General features: G+C 73.3%; 20 protein-coding genes. 9 read left to right on the top strand and 11 right to left on the bottom strand.

Features of this window, described 5'->3' with window-relative positions; translation table 11 throughout:
- The first annotated feature begins 30 nt into the window (after positions 1-30).
- Positions 31-2067: a HelD family protein gene (locus OG392_RS19910; RefSeq protein WP_329281248.1), complete on the top strand. Its 2037-nt coding sequence runs from the start codon at positions 31-33 to the stop codon at positions 2065-2067.
- On the opposite strand, the gene OG392_RS19915 is transcribed toward OG392_RS19910, so the two are convergent.
- The 3 genes from OG392_RS19915 to OG392_RS19925 form a co-directional block, all read right to left on the bottom strand.
- Entirely contained in the window at positions 1979-2986 is a 1008-nt protein-coding gene (locus tag OG392_RS19915; protein WP_329281250.1) for a helix-turn-helix transcriptional regulator, read from the bottom strand. The genes OG392_RS19910 and OG392_RS19915 overlap by 89 nt on opposite strands.
- Positions 2983-4392 carry an MFS transporter gene (locus OG392_RS19920; protein ID WP_329281252.1) on the bottom strand — a complete coding sequence of 470 codons (1410 nt, stop codon included), beginning with the start codon at positions 4390-4392 and terminating at the stop codon, positions 2983-2985. Before OG392_RS19920 ends, OG392_RS19915 begins: the two co-directional genes overlap by 4 nt.
- Positions 4393-4619: 227 nt before the next feature.
- Positions 4620-5105, bottom strand: a complete 486-nt coding sequence (locus OG392_RS19925; RefSeq protein ID WP_329281254.1) for a MarR family winged helix-turn-helix transcriptional regulator — start codon at positions 5103-5105, stop codon at positions 4620-4622.
- Between the two features lie 86 nt (positions 5106-5191).
- Here OG392_RS19925 and OG392_RS19930 point away from each other — a divergent pair, with 86 nt between their 5' ends.
- The gene (locus OG392_RS19930) at positions 5192-5671 is read left to right on the top strand and encodes a hypothetical protein (RefSeq protein WP_329281256.1); all 480 of its coding nucleotides are present in this window, start codon (positions 5192-5194) and stop codon (positions 5669-5671) included.
- Between the two features lie 291 nt (positions 5672-5962).
- On the opposite strand, the gene OG392_RS19935 is transcribed toward OG392_RS19930, so the two are convergent.
- The 3 genes from OG392_RS19935 to OG392_RS19945 all read right to left on the bottom strand — a co-directional run bounded on the left by OG392_RS19935 (position 5963) and on the right by OG392_RS19945 (position 7557).
- Positions 5963-6379, bottom strand: a complete 417-nt coding sequence (locus OG392_RS19935) for a VOC family protein (protein ID WP_266967640.1) — start codon at positions 6377-6379, stop codon at positions 5963-5965.
- Between the two features lie 61 nt (positions 6380-6440).
- Entirely contained in the window at positions 6441-6848 is a 408-nt protein-coding gene (locus tag OG392_RS19940; RefSeq protein WP_329281259.1) for a helix-turn-helix transcriptional regulator, read from the bottom strand.
- A gap of 22 nt (positions 6849-6870) precedes the next feature.
- The gene (locus tag OG392_RS19945; RefSeq protein ID WP_329281261.1) at positions 6871-7557 is read right to left on the bottom strand and encodes a TOPRIM nucleotidyl transferase/hydrolase domain-containing protein; all 687 of its coding nucleotides are present in this window, start codon (positions 7555-7557) and stop codon (positions 6871-6873) included.
- A gap of 209 nt (positions 7558-7766) precedes the next feature.
- On the opposite strand from OG392_RS19945, the gene OG392_RS19950 reads away from it, so the two are divergent.
- The 3 genes from OG392_RS19950 (at position 7767) to OG392_RS19960 (ending at position 9284) form a co-directional block, all read left to right on the top strand.
- Positions 7767-8219, top strand: a complete 453-nt coding sequence (locus tag OG392_RS19950; protein WP_329281263.1) for a helix-turn-helix domain-containing protein — start codon at positions 7767-7769, stop codon at positions 8217-8219.
- Positions 8220-8271: 52 nt separating this feature from the next.
- Positions 8272-8850, top strand: coding sequence for a hypothetical protein (locus tag OG392_RS19955; RefSeq protein ID WP_329281265.1), 579 nt, complete (start codon positions 8272-8274; stop codon positions 8848-8850).
- Positions 8851-8939: 89 nt separating this feature from the next.
- Positions 8940-9284: a DUF2516 family protein gene (locus tag OG392_RS19960; RefSeq protein WP_329281267.1), complete on the top strand. Its 345-nt coding sequence runs from the start codon at positions 8940-8942 to the stop codon at positions 9282-9284.
- A gap of 90 nt (positions 9285-9374) precedes the next feature.
- On the opposite strand, the gene OG392_RS19965 is transcribed toward OG392_RS19960, so the two are convergent.
- The 3 genes from OG392_RS19965 to OG392_RS19975 all read right to left on the bottom strand — a co-directional run bounded on the left by OG392_RS19965 (position 9375) and on the right by OG392_RS19975 (position 13074).
- Positions 9375-10610 carry a PP2C family protein-serine/threonine phosphatase gene (locus OG392_RS19965; protein WP_443054821.1) on the bottom strand — a complete coding sequence of 412 codons (1236 nt, stop codon included), beginning with the start codon at positions 10608-10610 and terminating at the stop codon, positions 9375-9377.
- A 413-nt stretch (positions 10611-11023) separates the two neighbouring features.
- Positions 11024-12073: a C40 family peptidase gene (locus OG392_RS19970; RefSeq protein ID WP_329281272.1), complete on the bottom strand. Its 1050-nt coding sequence runs from the start codon at positions 12071-12073 to the stop codon at positions 11024-11026.
- 206 nt (positions 12074-12279) lie between these two features.
- Positions 12280-13074 carry a class I SAM-dependent methyltransferase gene (locus OG392_RS19975; RefSeq protein ID WP_329281274.1) on the bottom strand — a complete coding sequence of 265 codons (795 nt, stop codon included), beginning with the start codon at positions 13072-13074 and terminating at the stop codon, positions 12280-12282.
- Between the two features lie 252 nt (positions 13075-13326).
- On the opposite strand from OG392_RS19975, the gene mshA reads away from it, so the two are divergent.
- The gene (mshA, locus tag OG392_RS19980) at positions 13327-14694 is read left to right on the top strand and encodes a D-inositol-3-phosphate glycosyltransferase (RefSeq protein WP_329281276.1); all 1368 of its coding nucleotides are present in this window, start codon (positions 13327-13329) and stop codon (positions 14692-14694) included.
- Positions 14687-15199 carry a YbjN domain-containing protein gene (locus OG392_RS19985; protein ID WP_329281278.1) on the top strand — a complete coding sequence of 171 codons (513 nt, stop codon included), beginning with the start codon at positions 14687-14689 and terminating at the stop codon, positions 15197-15199. The genes mshA and OG392_RS19985 overlap by 8 nt, the downstream gene beginning before the upstream one ends.
- A 61-nt stretch (positions 15200-15260) precedes the next feature.
- Here the strand turns inward: OG392_RS19985 and OG392_RS19990 are convergent, their stop codons facing one another.
- Entirely contained in the window at positions 15261-16316 is a 1056-nt protein-coding gene (locus tag OG392_RS19990) for an AraC family transcriptional regulator (RefSeq protein WP_329281280.1), read from the bottom strand.
- A 115-nt stretch (positions 16317-16431) separates the two neighbouring features.
- Between OG392_RS19990 and OG392_RS19995 the strand changes: the two genes are divergently transcribed.
- The gene (locus OG392_RS19995; protein WP_329281282.1) at positions 16432-17367 is read left to right on the top strand and encodes an MBL fold metallo-hydrolase; all 936 of its coding nucleotides are present in this window, start codon (positions 16432-16434) and stop codon (positions 17365-17367) included.
- Here the strand turns inward: OG392_RS19995 and OG392_RS20000 are convergent.
- Positions 17357-18784 (bottom strand): MDR family MFS transporter, encoded by a 1428-nt coding sequence (locus OG392_RS20000; protein WP_329281285.1) that lies wholly within the window; start codon positions 18782-18784, stop codon positions 17357-17359. The two genes, OG392_RS19995 and OG392_RS20000, sit on opposite strands and share 11 nt — an antisense overlap.
- 126 nt (positions 18785-18910) lie before the next feature.
- Here OG392_RS20000 and OG392_RS20005 point away from each other — a divergent pair, with 126 nt between their 5' ends.
- Positions 18911-19669, top strand: coding sequence for a phosphoglyceromutase (locus OG392_RS20005; protein ID WP_329281287.1), 759 nt, complete (start codon positions 18911-18913; stop codon positions 19667-19669).
- Positions 19670-19710 lie beyond the last annotated feature (41 nt).

The following is a 19710-nucleotide window of genomic DNA, read 5'->3' on the forward strand; positions in this document are numbered from 1 at the left end:
CCGGTAACGTTTTCCGTTAGGCTTGTCGGAATGACGTCACCGGAACTCGTACCCGACCCCGGCCTCGGCTCCCTCACCTCCGAGCTCGCTCGCGAACGCTGCCACCACGACGCCTGCCGCGCCGCCCTGATCCGGATGACCGAGGACGTCGCCGAACAGGTCGTCACCGGCGAGGACACCGCAGCGTCCGGCGCCGACGCCGAGGCGCTCGGCCGCCATCTGCGCAGCCGCGCGAAGGAGATGCGGGAGCAGCCGCCCGGGCCGCTGTTCTTCGGGCGCCTCGACCTCGACGACGGTCAGGTCCACCACATCGGCCGCCGCCGGATCGGCGAGGACCCGGCCGCCCCGCCCCTCGTCGTCGACTGGCGCGCGCCCGTCTCCCGCGCCTACTACCAGGCGGGCGCCCACGACCCGCAGGGCGTGCTGCGGCGCCGCCGCTTCGGCTGGGCCCCGTACAGCGAGGGCGCTTCGGAGGATCTGACCGCACTCGAGGACGAACGGCTCACGGCCGGCGGGGAGGTGACCGTCAGCGCGCTGCTCGCCGGCGAGATCGAGCGCCCCCGGGTGGGCCCGATGCGGGACATCGCGGCCACCATCCAGCCCGAGCAGGACGACCTCGTACGCTCCGGCCCGGCCGCCTCCCTGTGCGTGCAGGGCGCGCCCGGAACCGGCAAGACGGCCGTGGGCCTGCACCGGGCCGCGTACCTCCTCTACACCCATCCGCAGCGGATCCGGCGTTCCGGGCTGCTCGTCCTCGGCCCCCACCGCGCGTTCCTCGCGTACATCTCCGAGGTGCTGCCCTCGCTCGGCGAGACCGGTGTCCGCCAGGCGACCCTCGACGACGAGATCGCCCGGCACCCGGTCCGCGCCGAGGACGGCGAGGCGGCGGCCCGGGTCAAGCACGACGCCCGGATGGCGGAGGTGCTGCACCGCGCGCTGTACGGCAGGGTCGACCCGGCGCCCGCGGCGGACCTCGCGGTGCCGGACGGCTCCTACCACTGGCGGCTGCCGGCCGGGCAGCTCGCCGCGATCGTCGCGGACGTACGGGAGGAGGCGCCGCCCTACGCGACGGGCCGCGAGCGGGTCCGCGCCCGGATCGTGCGGGAACTCCAGCTCCGGGCCGAGCGCCGGTGGGGGCCGATGGGCGCGGCCTGGGCGCGTCGGATCGAGCGGGCGCGGGCGGTGACGGCCTTCCTCGACGCGTGCTGGCCGAAGGCGGTGCCGGAGGAAGTGCTCGCGGCCTTCCTCGCCGACCCCTCCGACCCCGCCCTGACGGCGGCCGAGCGGGCCGCCGTCCGCTGGGACCGGCCGCCGCGCTCGTACCGTTCGGCGCGCTGGACCGCCGCCGACCTGGTGCTCCTCGACGAGCTCGCGGGTCTGATCGAGCGGCCCGAGAGCTACGGCCATGTCGTCGTCGACGAGGCGCAGGACCTCTCGCCCATGGAGTGCCGGGCGATCGCCCGCCGCACCGAGTTCGGTTCGCTCACCGTGCTCGGCGACCTCGCCCAGGGCACCACCCCCTGGGCGGCCCGCGACTGGGACGGGCAACTGGCCCACCTGGGCAGGGCCGGGGCGCCCGTGGTGCCGCTGATCCTCGGCTACCGGGTCCCGGCCGCCATCGTGGACCTCGCCAACCGGCTCCTGCCGCACCTGGGCGTGGACGTGCCGGTGGGGCGTTCCGTCCGCAGGGACGGCGAGGTGACGGTCGTCCGGACGACGGACCGCCTCGATCTGACCGGCGCGACCGCCGGGGCCGTCCGCGCGGCGCTCGCGGCGGAGGGCTCGGTCGGGGTGATCACGGCCGACGGACTGGTGGGCCCGGTGACGGAGGCCGTACGGGGATGCGGGGCGGGGGAGCGGGTGACCGTGCTTCCCGCGACGGTCGTGAAGGGCCTGGAGTTCGACCATGTCGTCGTGGTCGAACCGGCCGCGATCGTGGCGGCCGGGACACGGGGACCGAACCGGCTGTACGTGGCGCTCACACGGGCGGTGTCACGGCTGACCCTGGTGCACGAGGCGGACCTTCCGGAGTGCCTGGCGGAGTCGACCGGCCGTAGAGCAGGGTGAGTTCGGCTCCGATGCGGGCCAGGGCGGTACGGGCCTCCGGCGGGTCCAGGAGCTCCACGCGGCCGCCGAGGCCGGCCAGCCGGGCGGCGGCCGCCTCGGGGGAGGGCCCGTCGGCCTCGAAGGGGGCCCAGCCGTCCGCGGCCCGTTCCCCGTACCGTATCCGTCCGCCGAGCAGGCCTTCCAGGACCGGCTCCGTGCCGGGGGCGGCCCGGCCGCGTACCGTCACGGCGACCATCCGGTCCTCCATGCGGGCGGCGAGCGCGCGCCAGGCGGTGGGGAGGTCGAAGCCGTCGGGGCGTACGGCGGGGGCGCCGGTCTCGGTGACGGAGGCGACCCGGCTGATCCGGAAGGTCCGCAGGCCGTTCTCGGTGCCGGCGACGAGGTAGCGGACCCCGGACTTCGCGGCGATGCCGAGCGGCTGGACGGTGCGCTCGCGGGGTTCCCGGCCGGGGCGGGCGTATCCGATCCTGACCTCCCGCGCGTCGACCACCGCCCGCTGGAGCGGGGCCAGTCGCGCCTCCTCCGTCTCCGTGCCCGCCCAGTCCGTGCTGTCGGAGACGCCCGCGCGGGCCGCCGCCTCGGCGCCTTCCCTGAGGGTGGCGGGGAGGGCCCGCACGAGCTTCCGCAGGGCGGTCCTGGTCCGGGGGTCGGCGGCGGTGTCCGGTCCGGTGAGGAGGAAGAGCGCGCGGATCTCGGGGGCGGTGAGGCCGGTCAGATCGGTACGGGCTCCGCCGACGAGGGACCAGCCGCCGCCCTGGCCCGCCTGCGAGTACACCGGGATCCCGGAGCTCGCGAGAGCTTCGAGATCCCGGCGTGCGGTGCGCTCGGACACCTCCAGTTCCGCGGCCAGTTCGGCGGCGGTGACGCGCTGCCGCGTCTGGAGGAAGAGCAGGGCGGCGACGAGTCGGTCGGCTCTCATACCGCCATTGTCGCGGGGGACTTCGTCTTCGTCGCCGACTCCGGCGTGCCCGGCGTCCCCGGCTTCCCGGGGCGGCGCAGGACGGTGAAGGCGAGGGCCAGAGAGGCGAGCAGGAGGCCGGCGCCGACGGCGAAGGCCAGGTGGTAGCCGCCGGTCAGGGCCTCGGCGGCGGGCCGGCCGGCCGCGGCCAGCGACTCGGTGCGGGTGGCGGCGAGGGTGGAGAGGACCGCGATGCCGAGGGCCATGCCGATCTGCTGGGTGGTGTTGAAGAGACCGGAGGCGAGGCCCGCGTCCCGCTCCTCGGCGCCCGACATGGCGAGCGAGGTGAGGGCGGGGAGCGCCAGGCCGAAGCCGGCGGCGAGCAGCATGACGGGGAGCAGGTCGGTGACGTAGGAGGCGTGGACGGGGACGCGGGCCAGCAGGCCGAGGACGCCGACGAGCAGGACGAGGCCGGTGAGCAGGACGTTCCGTTCGCCGAAGCGGGCGATGAGGCGGGCCGAGACGCCGAGGGAGACGGCGCCGATGACGGCCGCGGCGGGCAGCATCGCGAGACCGGTCTCGGCGGCCCCGTACCCGAGGACCTTCTGGAGGTAGAGCGCGACGAGGATCTGGAAGGAGAAGAGGGCGGCGACCATCAGCATCTGGACGGCGTTGGCGCCGGAGACGCTGCGGGAGCGGAGGATCCGAAGCGGCATGAGCGGGTTCGCGGTCCTCGCCTGGCGGACGAGGAAGCCGGCGAGGAGGGCGAGCGCCAGGGCTCCGAGGCCGAGGGTGTGCGCCGAACCGGCTCCGTGCTCCTCGATCTTGACGACGGCGTAGATACCGGTCATGAGGCCGGTCGTGACGAGCACCGCGCCGAGGACGTCGGCACCCGCCCTGAGTCCGAGGCCCTGGTCGGAGGGGAGGGCGCGGAGGGCCACGAAGAGGGTGGCGAGGCCGATGGGCAGGTTGATGAAGAAGATCCAGTTCCAGGTGAGGGCGTCGGTGAGGATGCCGCCGAGGACCTGGCCGAGGGAGGCGCCGGCGGCGCCGGTGAAGCTGAACACGGCGATGGCGCGGGCCCGTTCGCGCGGCACGGTGAAGAGCGTGACGAGGATGCCGAGGCCGACGGCGGAGGACATCGCGCTGCCGACGCCCTGGAGGAAGCGGGCGGCGATGAGGAGGCCGGGGGAGGCGGCTGCCCCGGCGAGGAGCGAGGCGGCGGTGAAGATCCCGGTGCCCGCGAGGAACATCCGCTTGCGGCCGATCAGGTCGCCGAGGCGGCCGGCGAGGAGGAGGAGCGAGCCGAAGGCGATCAGATAGGCGTTGACCACCCAGCTGAGGCCGGCCGGGGTGAAGCCGAGGTCGCTCTGGATGGCGGGCATCGCGACGGTGACGATGCTGCCGTCGAGGATCGTCATGAGCATGCCGGTGGCGAGGACGCCGAGGGCGAGCTGTCGGGAGCGGGAGTGGGGGAGGCGGGGGAGGTGCGCGGGGCTGTGGGCACGGGGATCACTCCTGTTCGGTGGAGCCGACAGGAGTGACGCTAGCAGAAGGTTTTGTTGCAGACTATTTTTTACGGAACGAGTTTGGGGGGTGACGTGTTCGCTGTGCGTCCGCCGCGCGTGCGCCGTGCGCCTGTCGCGCGTCCGCCTCAGCCGCGCTGACGAGCCCGCCGGGCCGGCCTCGGGCTCTCGGCCGGAGTCTCCAGATGGCCGGTGGTCAGCAGGTTCAGGGCCTTCAGCAGGGCGGCGCGCGCATCGTCGGGGAGGGAGGCGAGAGCGCTCTCGTGGACCCCGTCGACGATCTTCTGACTCTCCTGGGCGAGCTCGGCTCCCGCCTCGGTCACGGCGATGATCCGCGCACGCCGGTCGGTGCTCGACGGCCGGCGCTCCGCGAGCCCCGCCTTCTCCAGGGCGTCGACCGTGACGACCATGGTCGTCTTGTCCATGTCCCCGATCTCCGCGAGCTGGGCCTGGGTGCGCTCCTCCTCCAGGGCGTGGACGAGGACGCAGTGCATCCGGGGGGTGAGCCCGATCGCGTCGAGCGCGGCGGTCATCCGGGTCCGCAAGACGTGACTGGTGTGATCGAGCAGGTAGGAGAGGTCGGGCTCGGTGCGGGTGGGCGCCATGGCGGTCATGCCTGCCAGGGTAACGAGGATCGATCCGTGACGGATTGTCGCGAAGCGGACGAGTGGGCCGCGGCGGGCCCGGCCAGGATGGATCCATGGTGACCCCGCTGCTCTTCCTGGACGTCGACGGCCCGCTCATCCCCTTCGGGGCGGTCGGGGGGCGGTACCCGGCGTACGCACCGTCACCGCCCCCGTCGGTGAGCCCGCTCCTCGCGCGGCTCGACCCCGCGCAGGGACCGCGGCTCGCGGCGCTCCCGTACGCGCTCGTCTGGGCGACGACCTGGGAGGACGAGGCGAACGCCTGGGTCGCGCCCCGCCTCGGGCTTCCACCGCTGCCCCTGGTCCGGTGGCCCGAGGGCGGGCCCGAGCCCGCGCCCGGGGTGCACTGGAAGGCGCCGGGGCTCGTGGCCTGGGCCGACGGGCGGCCGTTCGCCTGGGTCGACGACGAGATCGGCGCGGCCGACCGCGACTGGGTGGCCGCCCACCATCCCGGCCGCGCACTGCTCCACCGGGTGGATCCCCGGCGGGGGCTCAGGGCGCCGGACTTCGCGGCGCTCGCCGCCTGGGTGGGGTGAACAGCGACCCTCGTATCACCCCACACCGAACGGTGTGGGGTGATACGAGGGTCGCCCCGCCGACCTCTCGTGTCATCTGCCGGTACGGCGGGCGGGTCGGCGCCACGGAGGTCCTCGGCGTCGGCATCTCCGTCGAGAGGATCGCCGCGGCGCGGGAGTTCGAGGAAGGCGAACCGCTGGGCGGGATGCGCTACGAGACTGGGTGCCGCTGGAGGTGTCGGAGGCGCGCGACGTCTCCGTCCCGGCGGCGGGCGTGCCGGTCCGCCCGAGGCCGACAGGGTGTCGTGGACGTCAGGAGGAGCGGGGCTGGGTGAAGCGCAGCATGTTGCCCGCCGGGTCCCGGAAGGCGCAGTCGCGGACGCCGTACGGCTGGTCCACCGGTTCCTGGAGGACCTCGCCGCCGGCCGCCCGGACGTGCTCGAAGGTGGCGTCGACGTCCTCGGTGGAGAAGATCACGCCACGCAGCATGCCCTTGGCGAGCAACTCGGCCACGGCCTGCCGGTCGGCGGGGGAGGCGTTGGGGTCGGCGAGCGGCGGTTCGAGGACGATCTCCACGTCCGGCTGTGCGGGGGACCCGACGGTCACCCAGCGCATCCCCTCGAAACCGACGTCGTTCCGCACCTCGAGACCGAGGGCGTCGCGGTAGAAGGCGAGGGCCTTGTCGTGGTCGTCGACTGCGATGAAGCACTGCGAGAGCTTGACGTTCATGCCTTCGAAGCTACGGCGGACCACAGGTTTCCGCTTCTCCGGAACTGATCGATGCGCGGGCTCATGATCTCCGGACCGGCCGGGTACGGACCTTCGCGACGCATGCCGGGATCGCGGCCCCGTCCTCGTGGCGCCGCGCCCGGTAGGCGGACGGCGTCTCACCGACGAGTTCGGTGAAACGGGAGCTGAAGGAGCCGAGCGAGGTGCACCCGACGGCGAAGCAGACGTCCGTGACGCTCATGTCGCCCCGCCGCAGCAGGGCCTTGGCCCGCTCGACGCGCCGGGTCATGAGGTAGCTGTACGGGGTCTCGCCGTAGGCGGCGCGGAAGCTGCGGGCGAAGTGCCCGGTCGACATCAGGGCGACGGAGGCGAGTGCGGGGACGTCGAGCGGCAGCGCGTAGTCGCGATCCATCACGTCCCGCGCCCGGCGCAGCCGAACCAGGTCCTCCAGTGCCACGCCCACCAGCATGGCACGGCGGCCCGCCGCCGGGTCAGGCCTGCCGGTTCGCGGGCGCCGACACGTGGGCGAGCAGGCGGTCCAGTGGGCGGGGTACCTCGGCGAGGTCGAGGGCGTCGATCAGCGAACGGGCGTACTGGCTCTTGCGGCCGCTGATGGTGCCCATGAAGCGCCGCAGCTGCCGCTCGACGTCCCGCTCCCGCTGGGCGGGCTGCTTCTGGAAGATGCGGAAGGCCCGCAGGTCGCCCTGGGCGTCGACGACCCGCTGCACCGACTCGGCGCCCAGGGCGCGGATCAGCTCCTCCTCCAGGTCTGCGTCGCACACGTAGAAGCCGAGCGGCTCCATGCCGGCGCGGCCGAGCCCGTGGCCGAGTCCTTCGCGTTCGAGCGCGCGCGAGAAGTGGCCCTCCTCGCCGGCGTCGCACAGGCCCGCCAGCGTCACGCCGAGCCCCTGGGGCCCGAGCAGGTGCACGAACCTGCCGATGTTGGTCGCCCCGCCGAGCGGAACGACGGCGATGCCCTCCGCGTCGAGGGAGCGGCCGTGGCGGGCGGCGAGCGCGTCGAGCGCGACGTGGTCGCTGACCCCCTCCACGAGCACGGCGGTACGCAGCTCGGTGCCGGCCGCGAGTTCGCGCGCGACGTCGGCGGCCGCCGAAGCCGCCGCGCCGTCGGCCGCCCATTCCCTGACCGCCGCCCGGAAGCGCCCCGCCGTCGTGTCCATGCGGCCCAGTCTCGCAGCAGCGGCGGCGGAGATCACGGGGATTACGGGGGCCGCCGGGGCTGCACGGGCCACCCTGTGGCTGCGGGTGACGACGGGCTCCTGGGGCCCGCCGAGGATGACGGGGCCGCAGGGGAGTGGGGGGAACTCGCGAGGGCGACTCCTGCAAGCGGCTGCTTGCAATAGTTAGCAAAGGCTGGCATGGTCGGGGCATGGCATCGCTCAACGTCGGCAATCTCGGTGAGTACCTCCGCGAACAGCGGCGGACCGCCCAGCTTTCCCTGCGGCAGCTCGCCGACGCCGCCGGCGTGTCGAACCCGTACCTGAGTCAGATCGAGCGGGGGCTGCGGAAGCCCAGCGCCGAAGTGCTGCAGCAGGTCGCGAAGGCACTGCGGATCTCCGCGGAGACGCTCTACGTACGGGCCGGGATCCTCGACGAGAAGGAGCGGGACGAGCTGGAGACGCGCGCCGTCATCCTCGCCGACCCCTCGATCAACGAGCGGCAGAAGCAGGTGCTGCTCCAGATCTACGACTCGTTCCGCAAGGAGAACGCCGCCGAGGCCGCCGAAGCGGCCGAAGCGGCCGCCCGGGCCGCGACAGAGACCCCCGCGGGCACCCGCGCCGAGGCCGCCGAGCGGCCCGCCGACGCGACGCCCGATGCCTGACCGCCCCTGAGCCAGCGCTCGCTCGCACGTCACATCCGGGAGGACCACCAGCATGGCCATCATCGACGAACTGCGTACCCCTCTCTACTTCGCCGCCGGCACCGCGGACCTCGCCGTGCAGCAGGCGAAGAAGGTTCCCGGCCTGATCGAGCAGATCGCCGCCGAGGCGCCCGCCCGCATCGACGCCGTGCGGAACACCGACCCCAAGGCCGTGCAGGAGAAGGTGACCGCGCAGGCCAAGGAGGCCCAGGCCACCGTGCAGTCGAAGCTCGCCGATGTCGTCGGCGGTCTCGACACGGACTTCAAGAAGCTCGGCGAGACCGCCCAGGACCTCGCCCTGCGCGGTGTCGGCGTCGCCGCCGAGTACGCCGTGAAGGCCCGCGAGAAGTACGAGGAGGTCGCCGCCCACGGCGAGGAGGCCGTCAAGGCCTGGCGTGGGGAGGTCGCCGAGGAGATCGTCGAGATCGCCGTCGTCGTCGAGCCGGAGGAGACCAAGGCCGAGGAGCCGGTGACGGCCCCCGCCGAGCCCGCCGCGTCCGAGCCCGCCGAGGCCAAGAAGACGCCCGCCCGCAAGACCACCGCCCGCAAGGCTCCCGCCAAGAAGGCGGCCGTCACCGCCGAGAAGGAGTAGGACCGGGCACCAATGCGGGTACCCGGTGCGTTGAACCGGGTACCTTGACCGCGAGGCGCTCTTCCCCTCTTCCCTAGGCGGTGCTCAGCATGTTGCGCGCGGGATTCGACTCCCTCCTCACCCTGGTGATGTTCCTGATCTTCACCGGCTTCGCCGTCGCCGCGCTCGTCTTCGCCGCCATGGCGCGCGAGGACGCCTACCGCGCCGCCGAGAAGCAGACGAAGAAGTTCTGGCTGATCGTCCTGGGCATCAACCTCGCCCTGAACCTGCTCTACCCGATGCTGTTCCTGCAGATCGCGGGCGTGATCGCCGCCATCGTCTTCATGGTCGACGTCCGCCCCGCGCTCCGGCAGGTGTCGGGAGGCGGCGGTGGCCGACGGGGCGGCGGCTCCAGCAGCGACGGTCCGTACGGCCCGTACAACGGCGGCCGCTAGCCGCGCGGTCTCTTCCGGCCCGGCCGCAGGAGCCGGCCGTGAGGGCGGCCTCCGCGCGCCGGCCGTGAGACGTGACATCAGGGCCCGGGGTCATCCCCGGGTCCTGTCCCTTTCCAGGGCCAGGACCGCGACGTCGTCCGTCAGCTCGCCGCCGTTCAGGGACCGGACCTCCGTCACCGCGGCCTCCAGGAGCTCGTCGCCCCGCAGGCCCGAGGTCAGCTGCCGGTTGATCATGTCGACCATCCCGTCCTGGCCGAGCCGCGGCGAGCCGGGTCCGGCCGAGCGGCCCTCGATCAGTCCGTCCGTGTACATGAGCAGGCTCCACGCCCCGCCGAGCTCGACCTGCCGGCGCGGCCAGCGGGCGCGCGGCAGCAGTCCGAGGGCCGGGCCGCCGTCCTCGTACGGCAGCAGCCGGGCCGCCCGCCCCTGCCGGGCGATCAGCGGAGACGGGTGCCCCGCCAGGCACAGGCCCGCGCGGCGACCGTCGGGCGCGATGTCGACGGTGCAGAGGGTCGCGAAGATCTCCTCGCTCTCCCGCTCGTGCTCCAGGACCTGCTGCATCGTCGAGAGCAGTTCGTCCCCGCACAGCCCCGCGAAGGTCAGGGCGCGCCAGGCGATCCGCAGTTCGACGCCGAGCGCGGCCTCGTCGGGGCCGTGGCCGCAGACGTCGCCGATCATGGCGTGGACGGTGCCGTCGGGCGTACGGACCACGTCGTAGAAGTCGCCGCCGAGCAGGGCGCGCGAGCGGCCGGGCCGGTAGTGGGCCGCGAAGCGGAGTTCGGAGCCCTCCAGGAGCGGCGTGGGGAGCAGCCCGCGCTCCAGGCGGGCGTTCTCCTGCGCGCGGAGCCGCGACTCGGCGAGCTTCACCTGGACGGCGTCGGCGCGCTTGCGCTCGACGGCGTACCGGATGGCCCGGCTGAGCAGCCGCCCGTCGAGTTCCTCGCGGAAGAGGTGGTCCTGGGCTCCGACGCGTACCGCCTCGGCGGCCAGCTCGGCGTCGGCGGAGGCCGCGAGCGCGAGGACGGCGTGGCGCGGGGCGAGCCGCAGGATGTGCCGCAGGGGGGCGAGCGGGTCGTCGCCGGCGGCGGCCCGGGGGCCGGGCAGGGACAGGTCGACGAGGATGCAGTGGACGTCGTCGGTGAGGAGCCGCTCGGCCTCGGTGAGGTTGCGGGCGGTCCGGATGCGGACCCGGGTGCCGGCGGCGTCGGCCGCGTCCAGCAGTTCGGGTACGGCAAGGGCACCCGCCGGGTCGTCCTCGACGACCAGGAGAGTGAGATCGGTGCGATCGCTGCCTGTGACTGTGCCTGTCATAGCGGTGGCGTCCATGGCGGTGGCGTCCGTAGTGGCGACGTCGCCGGGTCCCGCAACGGCAGAGACGTTTCTCTGACGCGGTACGGATACGGGCATCGGTCCGGGTTTCCTTCCCTCCCCCCGAGGGTGCGCAGGGCGCCGGGTGGCGTCCCGCCCGTCCCGGACCATAGCGGTAGGGCGGTGCGCAGCGGAATGGTGATCAGCGGGTCGGCGTCCGCGTCTCGATTGGCATATGCCGCGGAAGGGGAGGTACTTGCCCCTGTGCGGGCGACGGGGCGGCCCCGAGGCAATGAGAAAGGTCACGCCGGGGGTGGCGCCCGTGGTTCCCCCGCCGCGCGTGGACTCCGTCACGTCGGGGGAGAGGGGGAGTGCGAGAGGGAGCGGCGCGCGAGGTGATGTCCGCCGTCACACCGGCGGGCGGCGCCCCGTCACGCCGGGCGGACGACGCCCAGGATCTCCATCGAGCCGGCCCCCGTGAGCGTCACGTTCCGTCCGGGGCGCGGCGCGTGCACGATCGTGCCGTTGCCGACGTACATCCCGATGTGGCTCGCGTCCTTGAAGTAGACGATCAGGTCGCCGGGCCGCATGTCCTTGATGTCCACGCGCGGAAGCAGGCGCCACTGCTCCTGCGAGGTGCGCGGTATCGGACGGCCCGCCGTGCCCCAGGCGAGCTGGGTCAGTCCGGAGCAGTCGTACGAGTCCGGGCCCTCGGCGCCCCACACGTACGGCTTGCCGATCTGCGCGGTCGCGAACTCGATCGCCTTCTTCGCCGCCGGCGTCGTGTCGCCCTTGAGGCCGGCGAGGACACCGGTGCCGAGCCAGGTCGTCTGGGCCCTGGACAGCGCCAGCTCCTCCAGGCGCCGCAGCCGCTCCCGCTCCTCGGCGGCGAGTTCGGACTCCAGCTTCTTCGCGGCGGCGATCTTGCCGTCGATCTCCTTCTTCGCCTGGGCCTGCCGTACGCGGTTGGCCTCCAGCTTGGTCCAGTTCACGCCCGCGTCCGTGGCGTAGACGTCCAACTGGGCCTGGGTGCGCGTCATTTCACCGAGCAGGTCCGTGGTGGCCTTCGCCCCGGCCTTGAGGCGCCCCGCGTTGTCGAGGAAGAGCTGGGGGTCGTTCGTGAGGACGAGCTGCGCGCCGTCGGGGAGCCCGCCGTTGCGGTACTGGGCGCGGGCGGTGGCGCCGGCCTTGGCCTTGAGGGCCTCGATCTTCTCGCGGCCCTCCACGATCATCACGGCGACCCGGACGATCTCGGCGGACTGCTCCTTCGACTTCTCCTCCGCGAGGTTGTACGCGTCGGTGGCGACGGCGGCCTGCCGGTACAGGGCGTCTATCTCCTGGCGCACCTCCTCCAGGGTCTTCTTCGGAGGCGGCGGCGGGAGCGGCGCGGCGGCCGCCTGCAGGGTCAGCGCGGGCGAGGCCAGCACGGTCAAGGCGCAGATCATCGTGATCGCGGCGGTGGCGTGGCGGCGTCGGTTCACGAGCTCCCCCTCGAGTGACCAAATCTGATTTACCGTCAGTAACTTAGCGGTGACCTTGGCGATAGTGCCATGCGAAACCGTAAAGCGACAGGGGAAACGGGGGCCTGTCGGGCCTGCTCCCCCCACCAGTGACGAGGGATACGCGTGTGGCGTTCCCGACGTACCGGAAATTCAGCGGCAGTTGAGAAAAGAGAGGTCTCGTTCACTCAGCCCCGCGGCGCCAGTGCCCCCCACCGCACCGTCACCTCGCCCTGGCGCCACCGCCGGGGCCCGTCCGTCAGCGGCCAGTCCACCGCCAGGTCGCGGACCGAGCGGATCCACCGCTGCCGTGCGCCGAGCGAGGCGTACGGGGCCGCCGCCGCCCACGCCCGGTCGAAGTCCCGGAGGAACGCGTGCACCGGTTCACCCGGCACGTTGCGGTGGATGAGCGCCTTCGGCAGCCGCTCCGCCAGGTCCGACGGCCGGTCGAGCGAGCCGAGCCGGGTCGCGAAGGTCACCGTCCGCGGCCCGCTCCCGTCGAGCGCGACCCAGACGTGCCGGCGCCCGATCTCGTCGCAGGTGCCCTCCACCAGCAGTCCGCCCGGGGCGAGGCGTCCGCACAGCCGCTCCCAGACGGCCGCGACCTGCTCCTCGTCGTACTGGCGCAGCACGTTCGCCGCCCGGATCAGGGCGACCCGGCCGGGCACGGGCACCTCGAAGCCACCGTGCAGGAAGGAGAGCCCCTCGTGCTCGTACGGCTTCGCGGCCTCGACGCGGGCGGGCTCGATCTCGATGCCGTACAGGCGGGTGCGGGGTTCGGCGGTGCGCAGCCGGGCGAGGAGTTCGACGGCGGTCCAGGGGGCGGCCCCGTATCCGAGGTCCACGGCGAGCGGCGGCTCGGGCGAGCCGCGCAGGGCGGGCCCGTGGACGGCGGCGATCCAGCGGTCCATGCGGCGCAGACGGTTGGGGTTGGTGGTCCCGCGGGTCGGGGTGCCGACGGGGCGGGTGGTGCGCGGGGCCATGCCGAAAGGTTACGGGGTGGGGGAGAAGGGTGATGCGCCCCGGTAATGAATTGGCAAAGCGGCGTGCGCGATGGAAATGAAAGGTTCCGTTCCGGTGTTGTCCCGGCCGGAGGGCGCACCACGTCCTCCCGCCGCCATGCCCATGGCGCCGAGTTCGGCCCGATCTGATCAGCCCGACGTGCTCAGCCCCGAGTGCTCAGCCCCGACGTGTCGGACCCGATGCGTTCGTCCCCGAGCGGAAGGACCGCCGACGTGAGCCAGTACGTGTCCCGGTTCGCCGGCACCCGGCACCGGCATCCGGCGCCGGCCCGGCTCCGGCTCCCCGGCCGGAACCGCACCCCGCGCCGCGTGGCCATGCTCAGCGTCCACACCTCCCCGCTGCACCAGCCCGGCACGGGCGACGCGGGCGGCATGAACGTCTACATCGTGGAGCTGGCGAAACGACTCGCCGCCATCGACATCGAGGTCGAGATCTTCACCCGGGCCACCACCGGTGGTCTCCCCCCGGTCGTCGAGCTCACTCCCGGCGTCCTCGTCCGGCACGTCGACGCCGGTCCGTACGAGGGCCTGGCCAAGGAGGAGCTGCCGGCCCAGCTCTGCGCCTTCACGCACGGCGTGATGCAGGCCTGGGCGGGTCACCGGCCCGGTCACTACGACCTGGTCCACTCCCACTACTGGCTCTCCGGCCACGTCGGCTGGCTGGCCGCCCAGCGCTGGGGCGTCCCGCTCGTCCACGCCATGCACACCATGGCGAAGGTCAAGAACGCGGCGCTCGCCGAGGGCGACACCCCCGAGCCCGCCGCCCGGGTGATCGGCGAGACGCAGATCGTCGACGCCGCCGACCGGCTGATCGCGAACACCGCCGAGGAGGCCGACGAGCTCGCCCGCTTCTACGACGCGGACCCCGGCAAGATCGCGGTCGTCCACCCGGGGGTCAACCTCGACCACTTCCGCCCGGCCGACGGCCGCGCCGCCGCCCGGGCACGGCTCGGGCTGCCGCAGGAGGCCTTCATCCCGGTCTTCGCCGGCCGCATCCAGCCGCTGAAGGCCCCGGACATCCTGCTGCGCGCCGCCGCCGAGCTGGTCGACCGGGACCCCTCGCTGCGCTCGCGCATGATCGTTCCCGTGGTCGGCGGCCCGAGCGGCAGCGGCCTGGCGAAGCCGGAGGGGCTGCAGAAGCTGGCCGCCCGGCTGGGCATCGCGGACATCGTGCGCTTCCACCCGCCGGTGGGCCAGGACCGGCTCGCCGACTGGTTCCGCGCGGCGAGCGTCCTCGTCATGCCCTCGTACAGCGAGTCCTTCGGTCTGGTCGCGATCGAGGCGCAGGCGGCCGGCACCCCGGTCGTCGCGGCGGCGGTGGGCGGTCTGCCCGTGGCCGTACGGGACGACGTGACCGGCTTCCTCGTCCAGGGGCACGACCCGGTGGACTACGCCCGTGCGCTCGGGCGCTTCGTGGCGGACCCGTCGCTCGTGGCGCGGATGGGCGCGGCGGCGGCCCTGCATGCCGGGTCGTTCGGCTGGGACACGGCCGCCTCGGGCACGGCGGATGTGTACACGGCCGCCGTGCACGACCACCGGCTGCGCGACAACCGCCGTCGCGTACGCTCCCACCATGGCTGATCTCGAGGACGTCCGGCGGACCGTCGAGGACACGTTCAAGGACGCGGAACTGGAGTGGGAGTCCCCCGAGCCGGGCTCCTACGTGGTCAAGCTCCCCGGCACGCGCAAACTCTTCACCACGCTCTCCCTGCGTGTCGGACGCCACTCGCTCTCCCTCAACGCGTTCGTCATCCGCCACCCCGACGAGAACGAGGCGGGCGTCCACCGCTGGCTGCTCGAACGCAACCTCAGGCTGTACGGGGTGAGTTACGCGGTCGACGGCCTCGGTGACATCTACCTGGCCGGCAAGCTGCCGCTCGCCGCCGTGACGCCCGAGGAGCTCGACCGGCTCCTCGGCTCGGTCCTGGAGGCGGCGGACGGGGACTTCAACACGCTCCTGGAGCTGGGCTTCGCCTCGGCGATCCGGCGTGAGTACGAGTGGCGGGTCTCGCGCGGTGAGTCGACCCGGAACCTCGACGCGTTCAAGAACCTGACCCAGAAGTCGTCGGAGAAGCCTGCCGGCTGACCCCTCTCCCGCAAGGGCCTTCTGCTGCCATGCTCTCGCCCACGGCAGATCTGAACACCATTCATATAAGTGAAGAGGTCGGGTTCGTGGCGGCGCTCGTCGCGGCCAGGCCCGCCCGGTACTGCCCCGGGGTCGTGCCGAACTCCCGGCGGAAGGCGTGCGACAAGGCGTACGGCGTGCTGTAGCCGACGCGCCGGGCGACGGACGCCAACGGATCCGGGGTGTCCCGGAGCAGGGCGGCGGCCCGGGTGAGCCGCCACCAGGTGAGGTACGCCATCGGGGGCCGGCCGACGAGGGCGGTGAAGCGGCGGGCCAGGGTGGGCCGGGAGACCCCGGCCTCGGCCGCCAGTGACACGTTGGTCCAGGGGGCGGCCGGGTCGGAGTGCAGGGCCCGGAGGGCGGCGGCGGTCACCGGATCGCCGAGGGCGGCCGGCCAGGTTCCGGCCGTGCCGCCCCGGCCTCCCGGGGCGGCGTTCTCGGCCGTCCAGGAACGGATCATGTAGACGAGAAGCAGGTCGAGCAGGCTCGGCAGGGCGACCTCCGACCCGGGAAGCCGCTCCCCCACCTCGTGCCCGAGCAGGGCGATGGCGGCGCGGAGCCCGGGATCGGTGGCGGCGGTACGGACCCCGTCGGCGCGGTCCTCCCGGTCCTCCCGACGCTCCCGCCCCTCCCGGTGGGGCAGATGGACGAGCGGCGGGAGCTCCGCGAGGAGCGGGTGGACGTGGCTGCGGTCGAGCCGGTACTTGCCGCACAGCATCTCGACGGCGCCGTCCCCGGGGACGGCGCCCCCCTCGGGGACGACGGGCGCGGGTGGCCGCGGCCCGGACGCGTCCAGCCACCGCTCGAAGGGCACGGCGCGGGCGAGCCCCGCCGCGTCGGCAGGCCCGTCGGCGATCACGTGCCCGGTCCCGTGCGGCAGCAGGACGGCGTCGCCCGGGCCGAGTTCGACCGGATCGCCGCCGTCGGGCAGCAGCCAGCAGCGCCCCTCCAGGACGACGTGGAAGCCCGCGCCGTCGTACGGCGCGAGGCGGGTGCACCAGCTCCCGGTGACCCGCACCCGCTGGGAGGAGGGCCGTCCGATCCGTACGGCCGAGATCGCGTCGCTCACCACGTCCATCGCGCCAGCGTAGCCGCGGCACGGCCGCCGTACGGCCGCTCGGTGAGACGTACGCGTATCCGGCGGAGTCGTACGGGCATTGAGACGCTCATGTGCGCTCCCTAACGTCGACGGCATGACAGCGGACAGCGCACAGCGCATCGTGATGGGGGACGTCGAGGTCATCCGGGTCGTCGAGTGGCAGGGGCCGTTCGCGGCCGCGGGCGAGCTCGTCCCCTCGGCCGGCGAGGAGACCTGGAAGGACAACGAGGACTGGCTGGCACCGGACCACTGGGATCCGGAGAGCGACCGGGCGGTCATGGCGCTGCAGACGTGGGTGCTGCGCAGCGGGGGACGGACGGTCCTGGTCGACACCGGGGTGGGCAACGGACGCGAGCGGCCCGGCGCGCCGCAGTTCCACCACTGGCAGGGGGACTTCCTCGGCCACCTGGAACGGGCCGGGGTCCGCCCCGAGGACGTGGACGTCGTCGTCAACACCCACCTCCACGCCGACCACGTCGGCTGGAACACCCGGGCCGCCGACGACGGCGACGGCACCGGCGGTGGGGAGTGGGTGCCCGCCTTCCCGCGCGCCGAGTACCTCGTACCGGCGGCGGACGACGCCCACTTCGGGCCGGACAACTCCTACGGCGGCGGCCGCGACCTCGCCGACCGGTTCGTCTACGAGGACAGCGTCGCGCCCCTCCACCGCGCGGGGCGGATCGTGCTCTGGGACGGCGAACACCGCATCGACGAGCACCTCACCCTGGAGTCCGCGCCGGGCCACACGCCCGGCTCGGCCGTGCTGCGGCTCTCGTCGGCGGGGGAGCGGGCGGTCTTCGTCGGGGATCTGCTCCACAGTCCCGTGCAGATCCTCGACCCCGCGCACAACAGCTGCTTCTGCCTGGACGCGAGGGCGGCGTCGGTGAGCCGCCGCCGGATCCTCGGCCGGGCCGCCGACGAGCGGGAGCTGGTCGTGCCCGCGCACTTCGGCGGGTCGGGTGTCGCCGAAGTGCGCAGGGAGGGGGAGGGGTTCGGACTCGCGGGGAGGGGGCTCGGGGTCAGGCGGTGACGGGGGACTTCCCGGCGGAGCCGAGGCCGTCGGCACCGTCACCGTTCCCGATGCCGACGACCCCGTCGCCGGTCCCGACACCGACGGCCCCCTCGGCGTTGCCGACACCGACGACGCCCTCGGCGACGACCCCGCCGCCGACCTCGACGCCGTCACCGCCCAGGTCACTGCCGAGGTCGCTGTCGCCGCGGCTGTCGCCGTCGTCGTCGAGGGCCTTGCGGAGCCGCACGGTGTAGCCGACGGCGGCGAGGACGCCGATGGCGAAGGTCGCCGCCCAGAGGACGTTCGGGCCGGGGCCGCCGACGATGGCGCCGGCGCCGATCGGGGCGACGAAGCCGGCGACGGCCCAGGACATGCCCATCACGCCCTGGTAGCGGCCGCGGGCGTGCTCGGGGGCGAGACGGGCGGTGGCCGCGGCGTTCGTCGGGACGTGGATCATCTCGCCGACGGTCCAGACGACGACGGTCGCGGCGAAGGCCACCACGGAGGAGCCCGCGAGGGCGGTGGCGCCGGTCCCGAGGGCGAAGAGGAGGGAGGAGAGCGTCAGCAGGAGGACCGGGGAGCGCTTGTCGGTCAGCTTGTTGACGAGCAGCTGGAAGCCGACGATCACGATGCCGTTGACGGCGATGACGACGCCGTAGGACGAGGGCGAGAGGCCCTTGTCCGCCATGGTGAGGGGGAGACCGATCCAGGGTGCGGTGAAGACGAGGCAGACGAAGAGGTTGAGGAGGACGAGGGTGCGGAAGGGCGCGTCGCGCAGCACGGTCAGCATGCTGACCTCGGCCTCGACGACCGGCTTGCCGGCCGTGTCGGTACGGGCCTCGGGGCGGGTCTCGGGGAGGCGGAGGAAGACGATGAGGGCGCACAGGGTCGTGGCGACGGCGTCGACGACGAACAGCGTCCGGTAGCCGAGGAAGATCGCGGCACCACCGCCGATGGAGGCGATGGCGAAGCCGAGGTTCAGGGCCCAGTAGTTGAGGGCGTAGGCCCGGCGCACCTCGTGGGCGGGGACCATGTCGGCGATGGTGGCGTTGATGGACGGCCGGACGGCCTGCATCGCGACGCCCATGAGGAGGACGACCGTCGCGATGGCCCAGGCGCTGGTGACGACGGCGAGGGCGGCGGCGGACGCGGCGGCCGCCAGGTGCATGGTGACCATGGTGGGGCGGCGCCCCCAGCGGTCGGTGAGCGCGCCGCCGAGCGGGGAGCCCACGACGCCGCCGAGGCCGTGGAGGGCGACGACGAGTCCGGCGAACCACGCCGAGTGCCCGAGCTCCACCGTCAGATAGAGGGAGAGGAACGTCAGGACGAAAGCCCCGGTCCGATTGACCAGGGTCGACAGCCACAGCCACCAGAAGCCCGGGGGAAGACCGGAGACGGTCGCGCTGGCTGATCGTCTGAGCGAGTCGATGGACATGTGTGGCCGGCCCCCTGCTATCTGTAAGTCCCTCTTGCGGCACTCGTAACTTACGCATCTCATGTGCCGGACGCCAGCGGATTGACGACGCGCGTCAATCGTCAGAGGTCCATTAGGCTCGTACGCATGGCCGACGCACCGTACAAGCTGATCCTCCTCCGCCATGGCGAGAGCGAGTGGAACGAGAAGAATCTGTTCACCGGTTGGGTGGACGTGAACCTCACCGCGAAGGGTGAGAAGGAGGCGACGCGCGGCGGCGAGCTGCTCAAGGACGCCGGCCTGCTCCCCGACGTACTGCACACCTCCCTCCAGAAGCGCGCCATCCGCACCGCCCAGCTCGCGCTGGAGTCCGCGGACCGCCACTGGATCCCGGTGAACCGCTCGTGGCGCCTCAACGAGCGCCACTACGGCGCCCTCCAGGGCAAGGACAAGGCCCAGACGCTCGCCGAGTTCGGCGAGGAGCAGTTCATGCTGTGGCGCCGCTCGTACGACACCCCGCCGCCGCCGCTCTCGGACGACAGCGAGTTCTCGCAGGCGCACGACGCGCGCTACGCGACGATCCCGCCGGAGCTGCGCCCGGACACCGAGTGCCTGAAGGACGTCGTGGAGCGGATGCTCCCGTACTGGTACGACGCGATCGTCCCGGACCTCCTGTCGGGCCGCACGGTCCTGGTCGCGGCCCACGGCAACAGCCTCCGCGCGCTGGTGAAGCACCTCGACGGCGTCTCGGACGAGGCCATCGCGGGCCTCAACATCCCGACGGGCATCCCGCTGGCGTACGAGCTGGACGAGAACTTCAAGCCCCTCAACCCGGGCGGCACCTACCTCGACCCGGAGGCCGCGGCGGCGGCGATCGAGGCGGTCAAGAACCAGGGCAAGAAGTAGCCCGACACGCTGACGCATCGACAGGGCCCCCTCCCCGCGGA

It is taken from the genome of Streptomyces sp. NBC_00691, assembly GCF_036226665.1.
Taxonomy (GTDB): domain Bacteria; phylum Actinomycetota; class Actinomycetes; order Streptomycetales; family Streptomycetaceae; genus Streptomyces.